Here is a 23,833-nt window from a genome sequence, read left to right on the forward strand (position 1 = left end):
ACTATTGACATTAAAGGTTGCTTTGTCTATAATTCCCATCCACAAACACAGACACCTAAAGTTTAGGAGTCAAGAGCCATAAGAGGTTCAGAGATGTTTGAGATCATTGAAAACTAAGCAAGTAATAGACTTAATAATAACTATTAAGTTGGAAATGTTACTTAGAAATAACTAATATAACAACAACCGTCTATTCTATTAGTTACCAGATATAACTTAGGTTATGTATGGTTCCCAAATAGTAATAGATACTATACAAAAAGTCGTAACTAATACTTTAAGCAGTAGTTAGTTTAGACTATAAAACAATCAAAGCCAATGAATTTTAATTCTTGGGCAAAAGATCAGTAATACTTAGCAATAAGTACTTTACATGATAAAAGTTTCTAAACTCCAAACATCAATTCTCAAACTACTTGTTAGTTTGTAGCTTTAGTGCAAGGAATTGAAACGGGACTTGTTCCGTTTCAAGGAAACAGATAATTATGGAGAGTTTGATCCTGGCTCAGAGTGAACGCTGGCGGCGTGCTTAACACATGCAAGTCGAACGGTAACAGAACTAGCTTGCTAGTTGCTGACGAGTGGCGCACGGGTGAGTAATATATAGTTAATCTGCCTCGAAGATTGGGATAGCCATTGGAAACGATGATTAATACCAAATAGTCCTTCTCTACATAAGTAGAGTTGGTAAACGTTTTTTCGCTTCGAGATGAGACTATATCCCATCAGTTAGTTGGTAGTGTAAGAGACTACCAAGGCAATGACGGGTAGCGGGTTTGAGAGGATGATCCGCCACACTGGTACTGAGACACGGACCAGACTCCTACGGGAGGCAGCAGTGAGGAATATTGCACAATGGGGGAAACCCTGATGCAGCAACGCCGCGTGGAGGATGACGCATTTCGGTGTGTAAACTCCTTTTATATGTCAAGAAAATGACGGTAGCATATGAATAAGCACCGGCTAACTCCGTGCCAGCAGCCGCGGTAATACGGAGGGTGCAAGCGTTACTCGGAATCACTGGGCGTAAAGGACGCGTAGGCGGGTTGGTAAGTCAGATGTGAAATCCTACAGCTTAACTGTAGAACTGCATTTGAAACTACTAACCTAGAGTATGGGAGGGGGAGATGGAATTAGTGGTGTAGGGGTAAAATCCGTAGATATCACTAGGAATACCGAAAGCGAAGGCGATCTCCTGGAACATTACTGACGCTAAGGCGTGAAAGCGTGGGGAGCAAACGGGATTAGATACCCCGGTAGTCCACGCCCTAAACGATGAACACTAGTCGTCGGGATGCTTGTCATCTCGGTGATGCACTTAACAGATTAAGTGTTCCGCCTGGGGAGTACGGTCGCAAGATTAAAACTCAAAGGAATAGACGGGGACCCGCACAAGTGGTGGAGCATGTGGTTTAATTCGAAGATACGCGAAGAACCTTACCTAGCCTTGACATTGATTGAACTCAGTAGAGATACAGAGGTGCCCTTCGGGGAGCATGAAAACAGGTGCTGCACGGCTGTCGTCAGCTCGTGTCGTGAGATGTTGGGTTAAGTCCCGCAACGAGCGCAACCCTCGTCTTTAGTTGCCAGCAGGTTAAGCTGGGCACTCTAAAGAGACTGCCTTCGCAAGGAGGAGGAAGGTGAGGACGACGTCAAGTCATCATGGCCCTTACGGCTAGGGCTACACACGTGCTACAATGGGGCGTACAGAGAGTTGCGATACCGCGAGGTGGAGCTAATCTCTTAAAGCGTCTCTCAGTTCGGATTGGAGTCTGCAACTCGACTCCATGAAGCTGGAATCACTAGTAATCGTAGATCAGCAATGCTACGGTGAATACGTTCCCGGGTCTTGTACTCACCGCCCGTCACACCATGGGAGTTGATTTCACCCGAAATTGGGAAGCTAACCTTCGGGAGGCTACCACTTACGGTGGAATTAGCGACTGGGGTGAAGTCGTAACAAGGTAACCGTAGGAGAACCTGCGGTTGGATCACCTCCTTTCTAGAGTAAAGAGTAAACATTCATTTGTTTATCTTACAAAGAAAATCTCATAAGGCGTAAAAGCCAATGCAGAAAAGAACTAAATTCTTTTCTGTCGAAGATATTAGTTATTATTAGTCTTTACTTGCTTAGTTTTCAGTGATTTATGGAATTTACTATTATTACATAAAAGTGGGGGATTAGCTCAGCTGGGAGAGCGTCTGCCTTGCACGTAGAAGGTCAACAGTTCGATCCTGTTATTCTCCACCATTTTTGGAAATTCATACTACAAGAAGCTTAATAAAAGAACTAAAGAAATTTAGCTTTTTTATTAGACTTCTATTTATATTAGTCTTGTTCATTAAATTATAATTGTTAAAGTCAACATATAATAATAAGAAACGAATCGTATATTAAATTATAAGATAAGTCAATTATTAATTATAAACTAAATAACTACAATAAACAAATTACTAACTTGATTATTTGTTGAATATATATTTAGCTTTAGTGACCACAGCGGTCCAAGCGGAATTAAGGAACTTGTACCACAAGGGCATAAGCATTTCTTAATGGGAATATAAATGATACATTAACCAAGGTAGTGAACGCAAATTAGAATAACAAAGAGTAAGAGTTAAATCTTATTCAAACATTTTAATATTAATTAAAAAAGATATTAAGGGCCATAGGTGGATGCCTTGGCTAGTAGAGGCGATGAAAGACGTATTAGGCTGCGAAAAGCCTCGGGGAGCTGCCAAAGAGCTTTGATCCGGGGATTTCTGAATGGGGCGACCCAGCATGGAGCGATTCATGTTATCTATATTTATATAGAGGCGAACTCAGGGAAGTGAAACATCTCAGTACCTGAAGGAAAAGAAATCAAACGAGATTCCGAGAGTAGCGGCGAGCGAAATTGGATTAGGGCACTTAGTGATAATATAGATGTTAGCAGAACACTTTGGAAAGAGTGAGCATAGAGGGTGATACTCCCGTAAGCGAAAGCATTTATATGATACTAGACTAAGGAACGAGTAGGTCGGGACACGTGTTATCTTGACTGAATATGGGGGGACCACCCTCCAACCCTAAATACTACTACTAGACCGATAGCGAACAAGTACCGTGAGGGAAAGGTGAAAAGGACCGCGGTGAGCGGAGTGAAATAGAACCTGAAACCTATGGCTTACAATCATTCGGAGCACTATTGTATTACTTCGGTAATACAAGTGTGACGGACTGCCTTTTGCATAATGAGCCTGCGAGTTGTGGTATCTAGCAAGGTTAACCTAACGGGGAGCCGTAGCGAAAGCGAGTCTTAATAGGGCGACATAGTTAGATGCTGCAGACCCGAAACTAAGTGATCTATCCATGAGCAGGTTGAAGCTGGTGTAAGAGCCAGTGGAGGACCGAACCCGTACAGGTTGAAAACTGTTGGGATGACTTGTGGATAGGGGTGAAAGGCCAATCAAACTTAGTGATAGCTGGTTCTCTCCGAAATATATTTAGGTATAGCCTCGAGCATTAGCATACAGGGGTAGAGCACTGACAGGGCTAGGGCTGCTTACCGCGGTACCAAACCCTATCAAACTCCGAATACTGTATGTGTAACCTCGGGAGTCAGGCGTAGGGTGATAAAATCCTATGTCGAGAGGGGAACAACCCAGACTAACAGCTAAGGTCCCAAAGTTTTATCTAAGTGGAAAAGGATGTGGAGTTGCTGTGACAACCAGGAGGTTGGCTTAGAAGCAGCCATCCTTTAAAGAAAGCGTAACAGCTCACTGGTCTAGCGATTCTGCGCCGAAAATATAACGGGGCTAAGATAAACACCGAAGCTTTAGATTTGGTATAACTACCAAGTGGTAGGAGAGCGTTCCATTCAGCGCTGAAGGTATACCGGTAAGGAGTACTGGAGCGGATGGAAGTGAGCATGCAGGCATGAGTAGCGAGAAAAGGAATGAGAATTTCCTTCGCCGTAAACCCAAGGTTTCCTACGCGATGCTCGTCATCGTAGGGTTAGTCGGGACCTAAGTCGAGTCCGAAAGGGGTAGACGATGGCAAATAGGTTAATATTCCTATACCGACATTACATCATTTGAGTGATGGGGGGACGCATAGAGTTAAACGAGGTCACTGATGGAATAGTGGCTCGAAGGAAGTAGGTTGAGAAGTAGGAAAATCCGCTTCTCATGCAACCGAGATCTTACAGGCAGTTCAATCTCTTCGGAGAGCGAACTGAATCGTTGATACTGTCGTGCCGAGAAAAGCCTCTAAACGAGATGTAATGTTGCCCGTACCGTAAACCAACACAGGTGGGTGAGATGAGTATTCTAAGGCGCGTGGAAGAACCATTGTTAAGGAACTCTGCAAACTAGCACCGTATCTTCGGTATAAGGTGTGCCTTAAGTGTTAGGGAATTTACTTCCCAAAGCATTACAAGGTCGCAGCAAAGTGTCCCTCCCGACTGTTTACCAAAAACACAGCACTCTGCTAACTCGTAAGAGGATGTATAGGGTGTGACGCCTGCCCGGTGCTTGAATGTTAAAAGGATTGCTTAGCTTTGCGAAGGCATGAATTGAAGCACAAGTAAACGGCGGCCGTAACTATAACGGTCCTAAGGTAGCGAAATTCCTTGTCGGTTAAATACCGACCTGCATGAATGGCGTAACGAGATGGGAGCTGTCTCAACAATGGATCCAGTGAAATTGTAGTGGAGGTGAAAATTCCTCCTACCCGCGGAAAGACGGAAAGACCCCGTGCACCTTTACTATAGCTTGACACTGCTATTGGGATATTCATGTGCAGGATAGGTGGGAGCCATTGATTCATAGTCGCCAGATTATGATGAGGCAATCTTGAGATACCACCCTTGAATATTCTGATAGCTAACTCGGTACGATTATCTCGTGCGAGGACAATGTCTGGTGGGTAGTTTGACTGGGGCGGTCGCCTCCTAAAGAGTAACGGAGGCTTACAAAGGTTAGCTCAGAGGGGTTGGAAATCCCTCGTAGAGTATAATGGCATAAGCTAGCCTGACTGTAAGACATACAAGTCGAGCAGAGTCGAAAGACGGTCATAGTGATCCGGTGGTTCTGTGTGGAAGGGCCATCGCTCAAAGGATAAAAGGTACGCCGGGGATAACAGGCTGATCTCCCCCAAGAGCTCACATCGACGGGGAGGTTTGGCACCTCGATGTCGGCTCATCGCATCCTGGGGCTGGAGCAGGTCCCAAGGGTATGGCTGTTCGCCATTTAAAGCGGTACGCGAGCTGGGTTCAGAACGTCGTGAGACAGTTCGGTCCCTATCTTCCGTGGGCGTAGGAGAGTTGAAGAGAGCTGACCCTAGTACGAGAGGACCGGGTTGGACGTACCACTGGTGCACCAGTTGTTCTGCCAAGAGCATCGCTGGGTAGCTACGTACGGATGAGATAACCGCTGAAAGCATCTAAGCGGGAAGCCAACTCTAAGATGAACTCTCCCTGAAGATCGCAGTAAGACTAACTGCTTGATAGGCTGGATGTGTACGCAGAGCAATCTGTTTAGCTGACCAGTACTAATAGATCGTTTGTCTTTTTTATACATTTCTTTAATTAGAAATACAATTCGTTCACTACCTTGTTTAGTGTATTAGCGCTAAAGCGCAGAAGTTATTTAGTTCTTTGAAGATGTAAACTTAATAGGCAGTTTTAACTGTTTGTTTAGCCTTACAGAGGTCACAGCTTTAATATTTCATTGCTTTGCAATAAAATATTCAACCAATGACCCCGATTATCTACTAAGATGGTGTTGTACCCCACTTACGCTTTAGCGACGGGAGTATCGGCTTTTAGAGCCAGACTTTAGCAATTAATATTTAATGAGTACTCACTCATATTGACTCATACAGTCACATATAAAAATACTTAGGTATCTTTATATGTGATTGTCTAGGTGGCTATAGAGAGAGGGAAACGCCTGGTCCCATTCCGAACCCAGAAGCTAAGCCTCTCATCGCTGATAATACTGCAGATTGCATCTGTGGGAATGTAGGTCGCTGCCTAGTTGATCATTTCTTACTTACTTCTTAAACTATTTTTACTAATACCTTCTATTTTTTTTACTTTTTTATTCTATTAAACTTTTATTTATCTCCCAGACATTATCTATTTTATCCATATTTACTTTTAACAACGCCAATTCAAATAGTAAGTGCAACACCTGATTAAACTGCTACATAAGATGAAGTAATTGTATCGAAAAATACTTCTGCTGGTGTTTTGTACCCAAGTATCTTTCTAGGTCTACGATTTAGTTTATTCTGAACTTCAACAATTTGTTCATCTGTGATGTCTATAAAAGGCATCTTCTTTGGAAAATATTCTCTAATCAAACCATTAGCACCCCAAGGGCATTTGTCACTTTGTTCGGGCATATGTTCATTTAAACCTCTTTGCCAAGACTGATATGGATTAGCAAAGTAAAACTCAGTATCAAGTGCTTTAGCTACTTCTTCATGATATGAAAACTCTTTACCATTATCACTTGTAATTGTCAGTGTATGAGCTTGAAAAGGTTTCAATAAATGGACGATTGCATCTGTCACAACTCTAGCTTGTTTGGCTGGTACTTTTTTCATTAGTGTGAACTTTGAATTTCTATCTACAAGCGTAACTATTGCTTGATGATGGTTCTTCCCAATAATAGTATCAACTTCCCAATCACCAACTCTTGATTTATCTTCCACTACAGCTGGTCTGAAATCTATTGGTATGCGGTTCTTTATTTGTCCACGACTGCGGTATGAAGCACTTCTTTTGGTGTACTTCTTATTTTTATGTCTAAGGTATTTATAGAGGTTCCCACCACTTCGTTTGTTGTGGTAAATATATCTATATATAGTTTCGTGGCTTACAGGTCTTAAATCTTCAAGAGCCATTCGTCCACTTATCTGCTCAGGACTCCAGCCTTCTTTCATAGATTTTTTTATATAGCTTGTGTGCTTCTTGGTAAGTCTTCTATTCTTAGATTTGTACTGATACCTTAATCTTGCACTTATTGTTGCATTAACAGCATTGTATTCATTATTATCAAGTGAGTTTCTTTTTAGCTCTCTTGATATTGTTGAGTGGTGAACTTCAATATTTATAGCTTATAATGGTTCCCTTTTTCAAGACCAGTAAAACAAGTTTTCTTATTTTACCTCTTTACGATACCAGTGGTAACAGTTTTGCTCCTTTAGGATCTAAATTATTGACAGCTTTATAATAAACTTCATTTGGAGTTTTATATCCAATCGCCGAATGTAATCTTTTTTTGTTGTAAGAGTTCATATATATTTTTATTGCTCGATTGAGAGATTTTATATTCTTATATTCATTCAGATAAATTTCTTCATACTTAATACTTCGCCAGAATCTTTCGATGCAAATATTATCAGTAGCTCTACCTTTTCCATCCATTGAAATTTTAATGTTGTGTTTTTTGAGAATATCAACATGAACTTTTGAAGTATATTGACTTCCCTGGTCTGTGTTAAATATCTCTGGTTTAGGATAAAATGCGAGTGCTTCATTTAACACACTTTTAACTAAGGAAATATCCATTGTGTTAGAAAGTTTCCATGAGAGTATTTTTTTACTATGCCAATCTATTATTGCGGCTAAATATACAAAGCCTTTTTCCAGTTTGATATAAGTAATATCTGTACTCCAGACTTGATTAGTTTTTTCAATTACAACACGTCCAGCATAATCTCTAAAATCTTTTAGGAGATATGGATACTTATAATGTTCTTTGTTTGCTGTAGTGGTCTTAGGCTTAGGATACAAGGCTTCTATACCCATATACTTCATAGCTTTCTTAACGAACTTTTTCCCTATGCTATACCCATCTCTTAAAAGTTGAGCATGAATTCTTCTACTTCCATATGATGGAAAGTCTGAATATATATTATTTATAGCATCTAATATTTTCAAGTCTTTACCTCTACTAAACGGTTTAGTTGGAGTATAGTACAAACTCGACTTACTTACCTGTAGCAATTGACACTGCTTATTCTGTGATAATTTATGCTTAGCATCAAGTAGAGTTTTTCTCTCTTTAGATGAGGCCAAGCTTTTTAGCTTTTCCACAAGAAAATCCTTCTCAACAATTGTCTCTCCAAGTTTTTTTGCAATTGCATCTTTTTCATATTTAAGAGTATCAATTTCATCTTTGTATTCTTTTACAACAGTACTTTTATCAAATGCTAATGACATATTCTCAAGAAACTGTTTTTTCCAATTTCTTAAACTTAGAGGTAGGACTTCATATCCACTAGCTATTTCATTAACAGTTTTTTCACCCTCTAAAACTTCCAGTACTACTTTTGCTTTAAAATTTGCACTATAACTTTTTCTTTTTGCACTCATATTTAATTCCTATATTCTCTATTTCAATTTTATCATTTTTGAAATAAGAAAACAAATTTTACTGGTTCAGTTTTAGGGGTTCATTATACTTTTATAAATTTATCTTGTATATATTTGAAACATTTATGATTTAATTGTGATAATATTGTTACAATTATACACAATGTAAAAATTTTATCACAAAATTTACTTTCTTAATTTATTCACTAAATTAAATATTTTTATTAAATTGGGTAGTTATTTTGGCTTATTTCCTCTTTTTAGAGTTTAAAAAGTATAATTTACTAACTATTTATTCATTTTGGTATTAATTTTTATAAATTATACAATATAAATATATTACTTAATAATGAAGTTTAATAAATAATTAAAATAACCTCTCATATAATAAGTTTAATCAAGATAATAATTTATCTTAAAATATATATTTACTCATAGGAGAGAAAATGAAAAGAACAATTAGATTAGCAGTAGTAGCTGCATTAGCTTTAGGTGCAACGAGTGCGTTCGCAACAAATGGTGATCACATGATAGGTCTTAGTGCAGACTCTAGAGCTTTAGGTGGAACAGGTGTAGCGATGTTTACAGGTTCAGCTAATGCTTTAACAAATCCAGCTTTAGTTGCAAAAACTAAATCAAATAGTGAGTTTAACTTTGGTGGAACTATTTTTATGCCCAAGGTTTCATCATCTTCAACAAAAGGTGCAGTAGGAGCGATAGGAACAGGTGTAGATAAAACAAGTAATCAGCAGTTAAGTATGATCCCCGTTATCTCATTATCTCATAGAATTAACGATAAGATGGTTTTTTCATTAGGAATGTTTGGTACAGCAGGTATGGGAACCGACTATAGAGGAAGTCAAGGTGTTAATAATGCAACTGGTAATGTAGATTTATATAATATGAGGAGTTCATTGATGCTAATGCAATTTGCTCCATCACTTGCTTATGGAACTGACACCTTTGGTGTTGGTGTGACAGGTATAGCTCAATATGGGACATTATCTATTGATTTTGATCAAAATCCAACTACTCATATTGGGAATGGCCCTTCAGATGATTATGGCTTTGGTTTTCAACTTGGTGCTTATTATAATCCTATGAAAGCATTAACAATTGGTGCAGTATATAAGTCTTCAATAGAGATGAATTATAGAGATCAAATCTCTAAAGCAGCCGCAGCATTTGGTTATGGAGCTAATGTAGCAGGTGGTGGACTTGCAGCTAAAGGTGATGAGTTAGAGCAACCAGCTGAATATGGCATTGGTATAGCGTATGATATGGATAAAATGACATATACTATGGACTTTAAACAAATTCAATGGGGAGATGCAAAAGGTTATAAAGATTTTGGTTGGGAAAACCAAACAGTTTATGCTCTTGGTGTTAGATACAAAACAGATAAGTTTTGGTTAGGTGGTGGTTTTAACTATGGTAAAAACCCTATCCCTGATAATAAAAGTACAAAAAGTGTCGCTGGTGGAGCAAATACAGATGGTGATACAATGAACATGTTTAACTATGTTATGTTTCCTGCAACTGTTGAGTCAACGATTACTTTTGGTGGCGGTTATAGTTTAAGTAAAAATCTTGCATTAGATATGGCATTTACATACGCTCCAGAAACTAGTAATACAGTAAGTGCTAAAACAGTTGGAGCAGGCGATATTACTACAAAACATCAACAAACTGCAATAACAGTAGCCGCAAAATTCGAGTTTTAAAGCAAACTCTTCTTCAACAAGATGTCACCTTTCTGGTGACATCCCTTTTCAAGTTAAAATTTCAGATGAATTATTTTATTATTATGATACAATTATCATAATAATAAAGTGATAGCTTTGTGATAATTATCGCTTAATCCCACTTAAGGAAAAAAAATGTTAATAAAACTTTTAAAAACAATACTTGCACTTAGTATTGCTGCTACTATTGCTTTTGGCGCAGAGGCTGTAAGATTTAATGTAGTCGATGGAGATGCTGAGAAACAATACAACGCTCTTGTAAATAAAAAGATAGAGAGTGTTGGTTTTATTCTCTCAGATCCTCATGCTAGAATAAATGACGCGTATAAAGTTAAGTATGGCACAAAAACTTTAGAAGATGGTAAGCCAAATCCTCAATATGACCCTGAGTGGGTTGAGCGTTTAGATAACCTTGGTTTTTTCTCAGTTGCAAATGATGAGGCACTTCGTCCATTACTTTTAAAGGCTCCAGAGCTTGGTGGATTTTCACCATTTAACCTTCATATATATAAAAATAAGAATGAAAACAAAACTTATGTTGGACATATAGTTCCATCTTTGATGCTTGATATTGTAGGGGTTAAAGATAAGGCTATAAGAAGTGAGTTTGAAGCTATGTTTCCTGCTCTTGATGAGTTAGTGCAAAAAGAGATTGGTGGAAAAGTTGAGATAAGTCAATATAGCTCTTTACCTGCAAAAAAGATGATGAACTTTGAGGTAATTTTTGATAGACCAGCAGATTTGGAAGATTATCTTGATGAATTTCAAGAAGGTCTTGAAGAAGCGTTTGAAGATAAAGAGTATATTATTGCTGGATTTAAGAACTTTAAAGAAGCATATGATGATGCTGATTTAGAGTTTGATAAATATGATGCATATTTTGTTTACTCTTTATGTCATTTTACATACTCGTACAATATGTTTAACAAAGGTCGTCCAGACGCTGGTGCTTTTGCTCCTTGTTCTATGTATATGTATATAGAAAAAGATTCAAATAAGTTAATAATTGGTATGCCTATGCTTAGCACTTGGGTAGCTGCTTTAAATATAAAAGATAAAGTAATGGGTAAATCAGTTGATGATTTAGATGCTGAAATTATCCAAATTATGAAAAGCTTGGGAGCTAAAGAGATATGAAAAAGTTACTTGCAAGTTTAGTTACAGTATCGATTTTTGTTTTAACTGGATGTAGTGCATCTGGACCAGAGGCACCAAAAACTGGACTAGAAGGCAAAGAAATTAGTGCCTATCTTCAAGGCTCTTTCATAGATGCTAAAGAGGCGCAGAGCAAACTTGAAAATGCTGGTTTTGAAGTAATTGCAACTTATAAGCCTGTGAAAAAAGGTACCACTATTGTTTTTACAAATGAAGCTTTAAAAACACAAGCTGCAAAACCAGGTCGCGCACATGCGGCAGTTTTACGAATGTTTGTTGATAAAAAAGAACAAACTATAAGTATTACTAACCCTGTGTATTTTGGAAAAGCATTTATGCAAGTACAATATAATCACGCAGTTTTTAATGCTCAACTAGAAGCTATAAATAAAGAATTTGCAGGACTTAAAGGTTCAAAAGACAAACTAAAATTTGATAATTTGAGTGGGTTTCATTTTATGATGGGTATGCCTTATTATAAAGATGTAGACGAATTAGGACTTGGAACAAATGAAGAGTTACTAGCAAAAGCAAAAACCTATAAAAAAGGGAAGCTTCTTATATTTGAACTTAAACTTTCTGATCGTAGTACACTTTTGGGTTACGATTTAGGAAAAAGAACAAAAAAATTCGTTAAAAAGATAGGTAGAGCAAATGCTACTGTTCTTCCTTATTGTATTTCTATTGAGAATGGGAAAGCTAGTTCTTTAGAAGCTAAATACTATCTAGCTTTAAGTTATCCGCTTTTAACTATGGGAGAGTTTATGACTATTGGTTCTGTACCAGGTGCTATAGTAAAAGACTTAAGAAAGCCTTTTAAATAAAGCTTGTTATTTCATCCATTTTACTTTAGCAAAATGGATGCAGGCATTCGCGGTGAGGCTTTAGCCGAGGAAGTACTCTTGGGGTGTAGTGCCTAGACCATTACAGCTTCGCGTTTACCCTCTTTAATCTCACCTATTAAGTAACCATCAGTTTTTGATAAAATAGTATCAATATTTTTATCTTCAACTACAAGTATCATTCCTACACCCATGTTAAAGGCTCTAAACATTTCATCAGCATCTACATGTTGTCCAATTAAGTTAAAAATAGGAAGAACTTTTATGGAGTCTTTTTTTACTTCCGCCATTAAGCCTTCAGGTAAAACACGAGGAAGATTTTCAACTATTCCACCACCTGTGATATGAGCCATTCCAACGATTTCATTTTTTAACTCTTTAAACATTTTTACATAGATATTTGTTGGTTCAAGTAGAGTTTGAATAAGAGGTTTGCCATTGAAATCTTCATTAAAGTCTAGTTTCATCTTATCAAAAAGAACTTTTCTAGCAAGAGAAAAACCGTTTGAATGAAGTCCTGAACTTGGAAGAGCAATGAGTTTATGTCCTGCACGAACTAAAGAAACTCTATCCATCTCACTTTTCTCAGCAACACCAACTGCAAAACCAGCTAGGTCGTAATCATTTTCTGAGTACATTCCTGGCATTTCCGCTGTTTCTCCACCAATCAAAGCACATTCACTTCTTATACAACCCTCAGCGATACCTGCAACTACATTTGTAGCTACAGCAACATCAAGTTTTCCAGTTGCATAATAATCAAGGAAAAAAGATGGAGTTCCAAAGTTACAAAGCAAGTCATTAACACACATTGCAACTAAATCAATTCCTACTGTGTTATGGATGCCACTATCGATAGCTAATTTTAGTTTTGTTCCAACACCGTCTGTTGCAGCAAGCATTACAGGCTCTTTGAAACCTTTTGGAAGCTCAAATGCACCAGCAAAACTTCCGATGCCACCCAAAACACCTGGAATTTTTGTAGATTTTACTAAAGGTTTGATATTTTCAACGAAACTATTTCCAGCATCTATATCAACACCAGCGTCTTTATATGAAATTTGTGACATTAATTACTTCCTTGATTTGGTAAATCGCATTTTTTAGAGATAATGCAAAGAGGACAAAAATTAAGTATGCCTGCAAGAAGAGGAATAGCGCCAAGAAAGAACCAAGCATTCCCTGTAATCACACCTGTAACAATCAACGCCGAGCCTAAAAAAATACGAAAAACTCTACAAAACTTTCTAATTTTGTTAAAATCCATCTTAAAACCTTTATCTTAAATATTTCGCAATTATATCTATATTAAGTAAAATTAATCCTAATATGCTAAAATCGCGGTAATTAAATAAGGAAATATTAAATGAAAGAATTTATTTACCCAGAAATGATGGTACATGTACCCGTTTGTACTAGTAAAAATCCACAAAATGTTTTGATTATTAGTGATAATGCGAGTAGATTAGAAGCAGAGATGAAAAAACATGATGAAATCAACTATAAAGTCATATCTTGTTGTGTAGATGCTATTCGTGATGAAGTAGATTCTAGTGTTGATGTAGTTATCTGTGAAAAATATGATGATAGTGCGATATTAGCACATATTAGTCGTGTTTTAAAAGATGATGGTCAGTTAAGTATTTCTCACCCATCTTTAAAAGAAGTAGATGCTAATAAATCTTTAATGGGAATCCTTGGAAAGTATTTTAAAGTTGTAATGCCATATAATCTTTATAATGGGTATAGCGCGCTTATAGCTTCAAAAGAGTACCATCCAACAGCAGATATAAATCTTCATCGTGCTGAAATGTTAGATGATTTGAATTTTTATAATTGTGATGTTCATATTGCTGCATTTGCAATGGGAAATTATATTCGTAAAGAGTATTTAGGAATTATCAAAAACTAATGGCTTTCAAGTACGCTATAGCATTAACTGGAGGCATTGCTACTGGAAAAAGTACGGTTGCATCTTTACTCGCACTAAATGGCATGAGAGTTATAGATGCTGATACTATTTCACATAAAATCCTTGATGCTTCGCATCTTTGGGTAAAAGAAACTTTTGGTGAAGAGTTTGTTGACGCTTTAAAAGTGAATCGTGAAAAACTTGGAGGTTTGGTTTTTTCTGATGAAGAAAAAAAGAAACTTTTAGAAGAGTATTTGCATCCAAAAATACGAGATGAGATAGAACAACTTAGCATAAAACAAGATAGTTTTAAATTTCCTTATCTCATAGACATTCCACTTTTTTTTGAAAAAGGTGCTTATGAGATAAAAGAGAGTGTTGTTGTTTACACTCCAGCTGTCGTTCAGTTGCAAAGATTTATGAAGAGAAATGCTTACCCAGAAGAAGAATCTTTAAAACGCATAGCTTCTCAGATGCCAATAGATGAAAAAAAAGCTAGAGCAACTTGGGTTATAGACAACTCTAAAAACTTGAAACATCTTCAACAAGAGGTAGAAGACTTTGTTGAAAAGATTAAAGGTATTTACCTATGAAATGTTCAAAATATAGTGCAAATGGAAATGATTTTGTAATCTTTCATAGTGATAAAAAAAAAGATAGAACAGCTTTAGCAAAAGAGATATGTCATAGACAAAATGGCATCGGTGCAGATGGCTTGATAGTTATAGTGCCACATGATAAGTATGATTTTGAGTGGCAGTTTTATAATTCTGATGGAAGTGGTGCCGAGATGTGCGGAAATGGCTCCAGAGCTTGTGCGCATTATGCTTATGAAAACAAGTTGGCATCTAAAGAGATGAGTTTTTTAACTGAGGCGGGTGTTATAAAAGCTAGTGTAGATGCAAATATGGTTTTGAGCGAATTAACTCCTCCAAAAATTTTAGATAAAGATATAAATCTTAACAATAAATCTTGGTGGCTTTTAGATACTGGCGTGCCTCATCTGGTGAGTTTTACATCAAATATACAAGAGTTTAATTTAGATGAAGCAAGAGAACTTCGCTACAAATACAATGCAAATGTAAATATAGCTTATATAGAGGGCAAAAACCTAAAAGTAAGAACTTATGAACGCGGTGTAGAAGATGAAACTTTAGCTTGTGGAACTGGAATGGCAGCTTGTTTTTACAGGGCAGTAAAAGAAAACTTAGTGAGTGATTCGATAGAAGTTTACCCTAAAAGTGGAGAAACTTTATATCTTGGAATGAATGAGAAAACTATTACCTTTAAGGGTGAAGTTAAAAATACTTTTAATACCCAGTGGAGTATATAAAGAGAGAAGCTAAAAGAGTTGTTTAGCTCTTTTAGAACTTCAAATATCTTATAATTTGGCTTCTGGTGCTGCTCTTTGTGCAAGTTCATTATCAACCATAAGCAGTCCATAACCACTATTTTTCACTAACTTAATTTTAGAGATTATCTCTTCTACTGATGCTTCTTCTTCAACCTGTTCATTGACAAACCACTGCAATAGATTATATGTTGCATGGTCTTTTACTTTAAGTGCTTTGTCGCTTAGGTTATTTAAGTTTTTGGTCATAAACTTTTCATGATCAAGGCTTTGTTGAAAAATTTCTAAAATTGTTCCAAATTTTCTTGGTGGTTTATCAATCTGTTCTAGATTAACATGGACCCCTTGTTCTGTTAAATAGTTATAAATTTTTGTTGCGTGCATGTGCTCTTCTTCATACTGCATTTTAAACCAGTTTGCTGCACCGTTAAAGTCAATATGGTTACAGTATGCTGACATAGATAAGTATAAATAAGCTGAGTAAAATTCACGATTAAGTTGTAGTGAAAGGGCTTTTGTCATTTTTTTTGATATCATAATATCTCCTTTAAAGAGATATTATAGACAAAAGGAAATTAAATATAATTAAAGTCCAGCCGCCTCAACAATTTTTGCTTGATTATCAGTTATAAGAGGTTCTACAACTTCATCTAAAAGTCCACCATTCATAATCTCATTTAATCTATAAAGAGTTAAATTTATTCTATGGTCACTCATGCGGTTTTGAGGATAGTTGTAAGTACGAATACGCCCACTTCTATCTCCCGTTCCAACTTGTGCTGCTCTCTCGGCTGCATTTTCAGATTGTTGTGCTTGCATCTCTAGGTCATAAAGTCTAGCTTTAAGAACTTTCATAGCTTTTTCGCGGTTTTTGTGTTGAGATTTTTGGTCTTGGTTGGTTACTACTAAGCCTGAAGGCAAGTGAGTAATCCTAACAGCAGAGTCCGTAGTGTTTACCGACTGACCACCACAACCAGATGAACGCATCACATCAATTTTGAGGTCTTTATCTTCAATAATTACCTCTACATCATCAACTTCAGGCATAACTGCTACTGTAATTGCGGATGTGTGAACACGACCTTGAGACTCTGTTGCTGGAACTCTTTGAACACGGTGAGTTCCACCTTCATATTTCAACCTACTATAAACCTGTTCACCTTTAATAAGTGCTGTAACCTCTTTAAATCCACCAGAATCAGATGGAGATGTTGATAAAATCTCAATATTCCAACCTCTAAGGTCAGCATAACGAGTATAAGCATCAAACAAATCTCCAACAAAAATAGCAGCTTCATCACCACCAGCACCAGCACGAAGCTCAACAATGATATTTCTATCATCATTTGGGTCTTTTGGCAGAAGTAGAACTTTAATATCTTCTTCTATTCTAGGAAGTTGAGGTTCTAGCTCTTTTAGCTCTTCTTTTGCCATATCTATCATCTCTGGGTCACTTAGCATCTCTTTAGATTCAGCAATTTGCTCAATTACAGATTTATACTCTTTGGCTTTTTCAACGATGGGTAAAAGATTTGATTGTTCTTTTGAGAGTTCTGTCATTTTTTTGATGTCAGAAGTTATGTCAGGTGAACTTAGCAGTCTGCTAAGTTCATCATAGCGGTTGATAAACGGGGTAAGTTTATCGGCAAGCATTAAGTTATGCTCTGATTATATAGCGTTAACGGCTTTGTGAAGACGACTAACTTTTCTAGCAGCAGTTTCTTTTTTTAAGATACCTTTGCTTACAAATTTATGAATTTGTTTGTTTGCAACTTGAAATGCTGTTGCAGCTTCTTCTTTGTTTCCTGCTTCGATTGCAGTTGTAACATCTTTAACAATATTTTTAAGACGAGTTCTGTAGAAACGATTTCTTTCTGTTTTTTTAATCGTTTGACGAATTCTCTTTATTGATGACTTGTGATTTGCCATGTAATGAGTCCTTCTCATGAAATTTAAGTGCGCAATTCTAGCTTAAAAATAATTAAAATTAAGTTAAAGACAAGGTGAATTGCAAATATTTATCTATTTCGCTAAAATATGGAACTTTAAAAATTGGAAACTATTATGAATAAATTATTTGGAACAGATGGAGTTAGAGGAGAAGCAGGCTCTTTTTTAACAGCATCTATGGCAATGAAAGTGGCGATGGCAGCTGGAATATATTTTAAATCTCACTCAAGAACAAACAAAATTTTAATAGGTAAAGATACAAGAAGAAGTGGTTATATGATAGAAAATGCGATTGTAAGTGGTTTGACAGCAATAGGTTACGATGTCATTGAAATAGGTCCGATGCCAACACCTGCGATAGCATTTATAACAGAAAATATGCGATGCGATGCTGGGATTATGATAAGTGCATCTCATAATTCATATGAAGATAATGGAATAAAATTTTTTGATGGACAGGGGGATAAATTATCTCATAGTGTTGAGCGTGAAATTGAAGAAATTTACGCTGATGATGAAAGACTTCAAGAAGCTCAAGTTCGTGCCAAAAAAATTGGAAAAGCAAAAAGAATCGATGATGTTATAGGTAGATATATAGTTCAACTTAAAAATTCTTTTCCTAGAGAGTTGTCGCTTCAAGGTATGAGAATAGTTCTTGATACCGCAAATGGAGCAGGTTATATAGTAGGACCAACTGTTTTAGAAGAATTGGGTGCTGATGTTATAGTTCTTCATAATAAACCAGATGGATTTAATATAAATGAAGGTTGTGGGGCACTTCATACAAAAGATTTGCAAGAGAGTGTTGTTAAATATAGAGCAGACTTAGGAATAGCCTTAGATGGGGATGCTGATAGACTTGTAGTTATTGATGAAAATGGTGAGATAGTTGATGGTGACCAACTTTTAGGTGCTTTAGGTGTTTATATGAATGAGATGGGTGTTTTACAAGGTGGAGGCATTGTAGCTACTGTTATGAGTAATCAAGGTTTAGAAGATTTTATGACTAGTAAAGATTTAAAACTTTTTCGTTCAGATGTTGGAGATAAAAATGTTTTAGAGATTATGAAAAGAGAGGGCATCAACTTTGGTGGTGAGCAGAGCGGTCATGTAATTATAAGTGACTTTGCAAAAACAGGAGATGGACTTGTGAGTGCACTTCAAGTTTTAGCTCTTTTAATCAATACAAATACTAAAGCATCTGAAGCTCTTCGTCCATTTAGTCTTTATCCTCAAAAATTAGTAAATATAAATATAAAAGCTAAGAAGCCACTTGAGAAAATTGAGGGACTAGATGCTAAACTCAAAAGTTTAGATGCTAAACATATTCGCCATCTCATAAGATATTCTGGGACTGAAAATAAGTTAAGAGTTTTACTAGAATGTATAGATGCTAAGTTGATGGAAAAAGAGATGGATGCCATGATAGAGTTTTTTCAGAAAGCTTTAAATGGGTAAAACAACTTTAAGACTTAGCGCCATTTTGTTTTTTACAATGGCAGGTATCTTTATAGTAGATCAAAATATAAAGATGCTCTTTGTAGATGGTTTTCGTTATTACACAGAGTATATGGATTTGATTTTAGTTTATAACAGAGGTGTTGCTTTTTCAATGCTTTCATTTTTAGATGAATGGTTGAAGTATATTCAACTTGTTATGGTCTTTGGGATTTTAATTTACATCATAAATCTAAAAAAAGTTTGTTTCGCCTTTCCTTCTGGCTTGATGTTAGGTGGAGCTTTTTCAAATGTATATGACAGGTTTATTCACGGGGGTGTGGTAGATATGTTTTACTGGCATGGCTGGCCATACCCCCTTTTTGGGCAAAATGGTTTCGCAGTCTTTAACTTTGCTGATGTTATGATAGATGTGGCTGTTGTGTGGTTTTTGATTTTGAATTTTAAGCCGAGGTTTTGTAAAAGCTAACTAAAAGCTAACTAAAAGCAGATTTTAGATATTATTACCCAAAATAATAGTTAAAAATATAACTAAAGATATAAAAAGGAAATTGATGGAAATCAAATCAAACAAGATAGATTCGGCTAATGCTACTATTGAGGCTACTATACCAAAAGAAGTTGTTGACGCAAACATAGAAAAAATTGCTAAAGAATTACAAAAAACTGCAAGTGTGCAAGGTTTTCGTAAAGGTAAAGTTCCTGTTTCTATTGTGAAAAAACAATATGGTGAAAAACTAGTTCAAGATGCTGAAGCTGAGGCTCTTCGTGAAGTTCTATCTAAAGGTTTAGAAGATTTAAGTATTTCTAATGAAGAGTTAATTGGTGAGCCAAATATCTTTAAATTTGATAAGAGTGATGACAAGATAGAAGTAGCTGTAAAAGTTGCAATGCGCCCTGTCGTAGAGCTTGGTGATTATGCTTCAATGGTAAAAGATTTTAAAAAGCCTACTATAAAAGCGAAAGATGTAGATGCAAGAATCAAATCAATTGCTGAGTCACAAGCACCACTAGAAGACATCAAAAGAAACCGTAAAATGAAAGATGGCGATACTGCTGTTATAGATTTTAAAGGCTCTGTTGATGGAGAAATTTTTGAAGGTGGTACTGCTGAAAACTTTGAACTTCTTTTAGGTTCAGGTCAGTTTATCCCAGGTTTTGAAGAACAACTTGTTGGTGTGAAAAGAGATGAAGAAGTAGTTGTAAAAGTTACATTTCCACAAGAATACCAATCAAAAGCATTAGCTGGTAAAGAGGCTGAATTTAAAGTAAAAGTAAACGGTATTAAAGTAAAAGGTGATGTTGAAATCAATGATGAGTTAGCTAAAACAATTCTTCAAGGTAAAGAAGATGCAACTGTAGAAGAGTTACAAAAACAAGTTAAAACACAGATGGAAAATGAAGAACTTGGGAAGCTTTATAATGATGAGTTAAAACCAGCACTTTTAGAGTCTTTTGTAGCTGAATTTCAATTTGATTTACCAGAGTTTGTAGTAGAACAAGAGATAGATATGGCTCTTAACAAGTCTGCTCAAACTATGAGTGAAGATGAGATAAAAGAGCTTCGCGAGAGTGAAAAGAAGTTGAATGAACTTCGTGATACCTTCCGTGAAGATGCACAAAAAAGTGTAAGAGCAACATTTATTATAGATGCCCTTGCGATAGAACAAGATATAAAAGTAGAAGAAAATGAAGTAATGCAAACTATTTACTATGAAGCTATGCAAACAGGTCAAGACCCAAAAGCTGCTTATGATCAGTATAAAGAATCTGGATATCTTCCAGCGATTCAAATGTCAATGGTTGAGGATAAAGTTTTATCTGGACTTCTTAACTCAAAGATAAAAGAAGCATAGAATATGAGCTATATTCCTTATGTAGTAGAAAAAACAGGTCGAGGAGAGCGTTCTTATGACATCTACTCTCGTCTTTTAAAAGATAGAATAATTATGCTTAGTGGAGAGGTTAACGACGCTGTTGCTTCTTCTATCGTTGCACAGATGCTATTTCTTGAAGCAGAAGACCCAGAAAAAGATATTTATTTTTATATAAATTCTCCTGGTGGTGTTGTTACTGCGGGAATGGCTATTTTTGATACGATGAATTATATTCGTTCAGATATTACAACTATTTGTATAGGACAAGCCGCATCTATGGGAGCATTTTTACTTTCATCTGGTGAAAAAGGCAAAAGATATGCTCTTCCACATGCAAGGATTATGATACATCAACCATTGGGTGGTGCTCAAGGTCAAGCAACAGATATAGCTATACAAGCCAAAGAAATTTTGCGTATGAAAGATGAGTTAAATTCAATTTTAGCAAAAAATACAGGTCAAAGTAAAAAAACAGTAGAAAAAGACACCGATCGTGACAACTTTATGAGCGCAAAAGAAGCACTAGAGTATGGCATGATTGATGAGGTTTTAGTTAAAAACGACAAAGAGTAAGGGGATATAATGGCAGGATCTTTAAGAAGTAGAAATCGTCGAAAGATAAAAGCACCAACAGATAAAGAATCAACAGTCGCTTCCTTGGAAATGGATGAGCCGACAAGTGATTTAGAGATATATTCTAAAGAGGTTCTTAGTGTTCTTATAAAAGACAACTTGCCACCAACTCCAAACAACTTCTCACTCTATTTTGATAGACTACTAGAAGATAAGAGTGAAAATCTTCGTAAGCAAATACTCTCAATGCTTGAACTTGAAGAAAACAACGATAATGAAAATACTATACTTTTAGAACAAAGCTTAAAGAAGGGTTTTTCTTCTGTCAAGAGCATTTTGAGTGTTACAGCAAATTTATATAAGAATATGTCACTTATGACAAAAATACTTGATAAAAGAAAGATAGAACTTGAAGAGAACAAAGATATTCAAGCAGCATCTAGCATCGCAGCATCTCTAGGTAGTGATGTTTCAAAGTTAAATAGCATTTTGAAAAAGCAAAGTGCTCATATGAAAACTTTGTATGATGATACTGCTAAAATAGTCAAAAATGTAGAAAATGAAACGATTTTTGACAATAAATTTGGTGTCTATAATAAACGATATTTGATGACAAAAATAGAGCAAGAAGTAGAACTAATAACAGAGTTCAAACATAAAAGCTCACTTATAATGATAGAACTATCTCGCGAACTCCAAGATAGCATCAAAAATGACAAAGCATTGATTTTAATGACTAGAACTATCGCAAGACTTCTGTTAAAAACTTCAAGAAGAAGTGATACTGTTGCTCATTATGGCAATGGTGTTTTTGCAATGCTTTTAAAATATACAGATATTGAGAGTGCAAAAAAAGCTAGTGAAAGACTTAGTGATTTAGTATCAAACTCAAACTTTTTCTTAGCAGACCGCGAAATACAACTAAAAATATCTATAGGTATAACAGACATCGCAACACTTTACTCAGTAGAAGAGATAGTTGTTAGTGCGATGGATGGGATAGAAAAAGCATATAAAGATAAAAAGATAGACTTTGCAGTATCTCTGCGTTCGGCACCGTCAAGACAAGAATCAGTAGAATAAAAATAATAGTGAATAAATGAAATTAAATATAGTAGAATATCCAGACAAAAGATTAAGACAAAAATCAAAAGTTGTTGAAAGATTTGATAAAAAGTTACATAAACTTTTAGATGCAATGTATCCAATAATGATGCAAACAAATGGTATTGGTTTAGCAGCAGTACAAGTGGCGCATCCTATTCAAGCTTTGATATTAAATATTCCACAAGAAGATGGTGAACAACTAGAAGAAAATCTTTTAGAGATTATAAATCCAGTTGTAACAAGTCAAGATGGGGAAAGTGTTTATCAAGAAGGTTGCTTGAGTGTTCCATCTTTTTATGAAGATATTAAAAGATTTGAAAATATTACTATTAACTATCAAGATAGAGATGCCAATACAAAAACTCTTGAAGCAAATGGACTTTTAAGCATTGCTATTCAGCATGAAGTTGATCACTTAAATGGTGTGCTTTTTATAGATAAGCTTTCTTATTCACGAAGAAAAAAGTTTGAAAAAGAGTACAAAAAGATGCTTAAAGAGAAAAAACTTCTAAGTATATAATGAACCCCTAAAACTGAACCAGTAAAATTTGTTTTCTTATTTCAAAAATGATAAAATTGAAATAGAGAATATAGGAATTAAATATGAATGCAAAAAGAAAAAGTTATAGTGCAAATTTTAAAGCAAAAGTAGTACTGGAAGTTTTAGAGGGTGAAAAAACTGTTAATGAAATAGCTAGTGGATATGAAGTCCTACCTCTAAGTTTAAGAAATTGGAAAAAACAGTTTCTTGAGAATATGTCATTAGCATTTGATAAAAGTACTGTTGTAAAAGAATACAAAGATGAAATTGATACTCTTAAATATGAAAAAGATGCAATTGCAAAAAAACTTGGAGAGACAATTGTTGAGAAGGATTTTCTTGTGGAAAAGCTAAAAAGCTTGGCCTCATCTAAAGAGAGAAAAACTCTACTTGATGCTAAGCATAAATTATCACAGAATAAGCAGTGTCAATTGCTACAGGTAAGTAAGTCGAGTTTGTACTATACTCCAACTAAACCGTTTAGTAGAGGTAAAGACTTGAAAATATTAGATGCTATAAATAATATATATTCAGACTTTCCATCATATGGAAGTAGAAGAATTCATGCTCAACTTTTAAGAGATGGGTATAGCATAGGGAAAAAGTTCGTTAAGAAAGCTATGAAGTATATGGGTATAGAAGCCTTGTATCCTAAGCCTAAGACCACTACAGCAAACAAAGAACATTATAAGTATCCATATCTCCTAAAAGATTTTAGAGATTATGCTGGACGTGTTGTAATTGAAAAAACTAATCAAGTCTGGAGTACAGATATTACTTATATCAAACTGGAAAAAGGCTTTGTATATTTAGCCGCAATAATAGATTGGCATAGTAAAAAAATACTCTCATGGAAACTTTCTAACACAATGGATATTTCCTTAGTTAAAAGTGTGTTAAATGAAGCACTCGCATTTTATCCTAAACCTATAATGAACCCCTAAAACTGAACC

At 35.8% G+C, this 23,833-nt stretch carries 20 protein-coding genes, 1 tRNA gene and 3 rRNA genes; 17 read left to right on the forward strand and 7 right to left on the reverse strand.

All coding sequences use genetic code 11. From position 1 onward, the window contains the following. Positions 1–482: 482 nt before the first annotated feature. The 4 genes from MOV50_RS06710 to rrf all read left to right on the forward strand — a co-directional run bounded on the left by MOV50_RS06710 (position 483) and on the right by rrf (position 6,022). Positions 483–2,002 (forward strand): 16S ribosomal RNA (locus MOV50_RS06710). A gap of 173 nt (positions 2,003–2,175) precedes the next feature. Next, positions 2,176–2,251, forward strand: a tRNA-Ala gene (locus tag MOV50_RS06715). A gap of 399 nt (positions 2,252–2,650) precedes the next feature. Next, a 23S ribosomal RNA gene (locus tag MOV50_RS06720) occupies positions 2,651–5,558 on the forward strand. Positions 5,559–5,906: 348 nt separating this feature from the next. After that, a 5S ribosomal RNA gene (rrf, locus tag MOV50_RS06725) occupies positions 5,907–6,022 on the forward strand. The 16S, 23S and 5S rRNA genes sit together here with 1 tRNA gene alongside, the layout of an rRNA operon. 159 nt (positions 6,023–6,181) lie before the next feature. On the opposite strand, the gene MOV50_RS06730 is transcribed toward rrf, so the two are convergent. Together MOV50_RS06730 and MOV50_RS06735 are read right to left on the reverse strand one after the other, a co-directional pair. Beyond that, the gene (locus MOV50_RS06730) at positions 6,182–7,105 is read right to left on the reverse strand and encodes an IS30 family transposase (protein WP_321779646.1); all 924 of its coding nucleotides are present in this window, start codon (positions 7,103–7,105) and stop codon (positions 6,182–6,184) included. Between the two features lie 58 nt (positions 7,106–7,163). Further along, positions 7,164–8,369, reverse strand: a complete 1,206-nt coding sequence (locus MOV50_RS06735; protein WP_321777146.1) for an IS3 family transposase — start codon at positions 8,367–8,369, stop codon at positions 7,164–7,166. A gap of 446 nt (positions 8,370–8,815) precedes the next feature. On the opposite strand from MOV50_RS06735, the gene MOV50_RS06740 reads away from it, so the two are divergent. The 3 genes from MOV50_RS06740 to MOV50_RS06750 all read left to right on the forward strand — a co-directional run bounded on the left by MOV50_RS06740 (position 8,816) and on the right by MOV50_RS06750 (position 12,093). Next, positions 8,816–10,093 carry an OmpP1/FadL family transporter gene (locus tag MOV50_RS06740; protein ID WP_321777147.1) on the forward strand — a complete coding sequence of 426 codons (1,278 nt, stop codon included), beginning with the start codon at positions 8,816–8,818 and terminating at the stop codon, positions 10,091–10,093. A gap of 156 nt (positions 10,094–10,249) precedes the next feature. Then, positions 10,250–11,251, forward strand: a complete 1,002-nt coding sequence (locus MOV50_RS06745; RefSeq protein WP_321777148.1) for a hypothetical protein — start codon at positions 10,250–10,252, stop codon at positions 11,249–11,251. Next, on the forward strand, positions 11,248–12,093 hold the full coding sequence (locus MOV50_RS06750) for a hypothetical protein (RefSeq protein ID WP_321777149.1): 846 nt from the start codon (positions 11,248–11,250) through the stop codon (positions 12,091–12,093). Before MOV50_RS06745 ends, MOV50_RS06750 begins: the two co-directional genes overlap by 4 nt. 92 nt (positions 12,094–12,185) lie before the next feature. Here the strand turns inward: MOV50_RS06750 and purM are convergent, their stop codons facing one another. Both purM and MOV50_RS06760 read right to left on the reverse strand, forming a co-directional pair. Further along, positions 12,186–13,181 carry a phosphoribosylformylglycinamidine cyclo-ligase gene (purM, locus tag MOV50_RS06755; protein WP_321777150.1) on the reverse strand — a complete coding sequence of 332 codons (996 nt, stop codon included), beginning with the start codon at positions 13,179–13,181 and terminating at the stop codon, positions 12,186–12,188. Then, positions 13,181–13,378, reverse strand: coding sequence for a DUF2892 domain-containing protein (locus MOV50_RS06760; protein ID WP_321777151.1), 198 nt, complete (start codon positions 13,376–13,378; stop codon positions 13,181–13,183). The genes purM and MOV50_RS06760 overlap by 1 nt, the downstream gene beginning before the upstream one ends. A gap of 99 nt (positions 13,379–13,477) precedes the next feature. On the opposite strand from MOV50_RS06760, the gene MOV50_RS06765 reads away from it, so the two are divergent. The 3 genes from MOV50_RS06765 to dapF are packed head-to-tail and all read left to right on the forward strand — an operon-like array spanning position 13,478 to position 15,356. Then, a complete protein-coding gene (locus tag MOV50_RS06765; RefSeq protein WP_321777152.1) occupies positions 13,478–14,023 on the forward strand; it encodes a spermidine synthase in 546 nt (181 codons plus the stop codon). Next, positions 14,023–14,616, forward strand: a complete 594-nt coding sequence (coaE, locus tag MOV50_RS06770) for a dephospho-CoA kinase (RefSeq protein ID WP_321777153.1) — start codon at positions 14,023–14,025, stop codon at positions 14,614–14,616. The genes MOV50_RS06765 and coaE overlap by 1 nt, the downstream gene beginning before the upstream one ends. Then, a complete protein-coding gene (gene dapF, locus MOV50_RS06775; protein ID WP_321777154.1) occupies positions 14,613–15,356 on the forward strand; it encodes a diaminopimelate epimerase in 744 nt (247 codons plus the stop codon). The genes coaE and dapF overlap by 4 nt, the downstream gene beginning before the upstream one ends. Positions 15,357–15,404: 48 nt before the next feature. Here dapF and MOV50_RS06780 read toward each other — a convergent pair whose 3' ends face one another. Genes MOV50_RS06780 through rpsT form a run of 3 tightly spaced genes read right to left on the reverse strand, consistent with a single transcriptional unit; the run spans position 15,405 to position 17,303 of the window. Beyond that, positions 15,405–15,911, reverse strand: a complete 507-nt coding sequence (locus MOV50_RS06780; RefSeq protein ID WP_321777155.1) for a ferritin — start codon at positions 15,909–15,911, stop codon at positions 15,405–15,407. Positions 15,912–15,959: 48 nt separating this feature from the next. Beyond that, on the reverse strand, positions 15,960–17,027 hold the full coding sequence (prfA, locus tag MOV50_RS06785; RefSeq protein WP_321777156.1) for a peptide chain release factor 1: 1,068 nt from the start codon (positions 17,025–17,027) through the stop codon (positions 15,960–15,962). 15 nt (positions 17,028–17,042) lie between these two features. Then, positions 17,043–17,303, reverse strand: a complete 261-nt coding sequence (rpsT, locus tag MOV50_RS06790; protein ID WP_321777157.1) for a 30S ribosomal protein S20 — start codon at positions 17,301–17,303, stop codon at positions 17,043–17,045. A gap of 135 nt (positions 17,304–17,438) precedes the next feature. Here rpsT and glmM point away from each other — a divergent pair, with 135 nt between their 5' ends. From glmM to MOV50_RS06825, 7 genes are all read left to right on the forward strand, one after another. Further along, positions 17,439–18,782, forward strand: a complete 1,344-nt coding sequence (gene glmM, locus MOV50_RS06795; RefSeq protein ID WP_321777158.1) for a phosphoglucosamine mutase — start codon at positions 17,439–17,441, stop codon at positions 18,780–18,782. Further along, complete coding sequence (gene lspA / locus MOV50_RS06800; RefSeq protein ID WP_321777159.1) at positions 18,775–19,251, forward strand: signal peptidase II; 477 nt, start codon at positions 18,775–18,777, stop codon at positions 19,249–19,251. Before glmM ends, lspA begins: the two co-directional genes overlap by 8 nt. Before the next feature lie 85 nt (positions 19,252–19,336). Continuing rightward, entirely contained in the window at positions 19,337–20,638 is a 1,302-nt protein-coding gene (gene tig / locus MOV50_RS06805) for a trigger factor (protein WP_321777160.1), read from the forward strand. A gap of 3 nt (positions 20,639–20,641) precedes the next feature. Beyond that, positions 20,642–21,232, forward strand: coding sequence for an ATP-dependent Clp endopeptidase proteolytic subunit ClpP (clpP, locus tag MOV50_RS06810; RefSeq protein ID WP_321777161.1), 591 nt, complete (start codon positions 20,642–20,644; stop codon positions 21,230–21,232). A 9-nt stretch (positions 21,233–21,241) separates the two neighbouring features. Next, complete coding sequence (locus MOV50_RS06815; RefSeq protein WP_321777162.1) at positions 21,242–22,315, forward strand: GGDEF domain-containing protein; 1,074 nt, start codon at positions 21,242–21,244, stop codon at positions 22,313–22,315. Positions 22,316–22,331: 16 nt separating this feature from the next. Beyond that, positions 22,332–22,859 (forward strand): peptide deformylase, encoded by a 528-nt coding sequence (gene def / locus MOV50_RS06820; protein ID WP_321777163.1) that lies wholly within the window; start codon positions 22,332–22,334, stop codon positions 22,857–22,859. A gap of 83 nt (positions 22,860–22,942) precedes the next feature. Continuing rightward, complete coding sequence (locus MOV50_RS06825; RefSeq protein ID WP_321777164.1) at positions 22,943–23,824, forward strand: IS3 family transposase; 882 nt, start codon at positions 22,943–22,945, stop codon at positions 23,822–23,824. The last annotated feature ends 9 nt before the right edge of the window (positions 23,825–23,833 follow it).

Origin of the sequence: Sulfurimonas sp. (genome assembly GCF_029027585.1) — a bacterium.
Lineage (GTDB): Bacteria > Campylobacterota > Campylobacteria > Campylobacterales > Sulfurimonadaceae > Sulfurimonas.

Coding starts and splice junctions, on each gene's coding strand:
- purM (WP_321777150.1), bottom strand. CDS start 13,181: ATGTCACAAATTTCATATAAAGACGCTGGTGTTGATATAGATGCTGGA.
- dapF (WP_321777154.1), top strand. CDS start 14,613: ATGAAATGTTCAAAATATAGTGCAAATGGAAATGATTTTGTAATCTTT.
- prfA (WP_321777156.1), bottom strand. CDS start 17,027: ATGCTTGCCGATAAACTTACCCCGTTTATCAACCGCTATGATGAACTT.
- clpP (WP_321777161.1), top strand. CDS start 20,642: ATGAGCTATATTCCTTATGTAGTAGAAAAAACAGGTCGAGGAGAGCGT.
- MOV50_RS06815 (WP_321777162.1), top strand. CDS start 21,242: ATGGCAGGATCTTTAAGAAGTAGAAATCGTCGAAAGATAAAAGCACCA.
- MOV50_RS06750 (WP_321777149.1), top strand. CDS start 11,248: ATGAAAAAGTTACTTGCAAGTTTAGTTACAGTATCGATTTTTGTTTTA.
- MOV50_RS06740 (WP_321777147.1), top strand. CDS start 8,816: ATGAAAAGAACAATTAGATTAGCAGTAGTAGCTGCATTAGCTTTAGGT.
- rpsT (WP_321777157.1), bottom strand. CDS start 17,303: ATGGCAAATCACAAGTCATCAATAAAGAGAATTCGTCAAACGATTAAA.
- MOV50_RS06780 (WP_321777155.1), bottom strand. CDS start 15,911: ATGATATCAAAAAAAATGACAAAAGCCCTTTCACTACAACTTAATCGT.
- tig (WP_321777160.1), top strand. CDS start 19,337: ATGGAAATCAAATCAAACAAGATAGATTCGGCTAATGCTACTATTGAG.
- def (WP_321777163.1), top strand. CDS start 22,332: ATGAAATTAAATATAGTAGAATATCCAGACAAAAGATTAAGACAAAAA.
- lspA (WP_321777159.1), top strand. CDS start 18,775: ATGGGTAAAACAACTTTAAGACTTAGCGCCATTTTGTTTTTTACAATG.
- MOV50_RS06745 (WP_321777148.1), top strand. CDS start 10,250: ATGTTAATAAAACTTTTAAAAACAATACTTGCACTTAGTATTGCTGCT.
- MOV50_RS06760 (WP_321777151.1), bottom strand. CDS start 13,378: ATGGATTTTAACAAAATTAGAAAGTTTTGTAGAGTTTTTCGTATTTTT.
- MOV50_RS06825 (WP_321777164.1), top strand. CDS start 22,943: ATGAATGCAAAAAGAAAAAGTTATAGTGCAAATTTTAAAGCAAAAGTA.
- coaE (WP_321777153.1), top strand. CDS start 14,023: ATGGCTTTCAAGTACGCTATAGCATTAACTGGAGGCATTGCTACTGGA.
- MOV50_RS06735 (WP_321777146.1), bottom strand. CDS start 8,369: ATGAGTGCAAAAAGAAAAAGTTATAGTGCAAATTTTAAAGCAAAAGTA.
- MOV50_RS06765 (WP_321777152.1), top strand. CDS start 13,478: ATGAAAGAATTTATTTACCCAGAAATGATGGTACATGTACCCGTTTGT.
- glmM (WP_321777158.1), top strand. CDS start 17,439: ATGAATAAATTATTTGGAACAGATGGAGTTAGAGGAGAAGCAGGCTCT.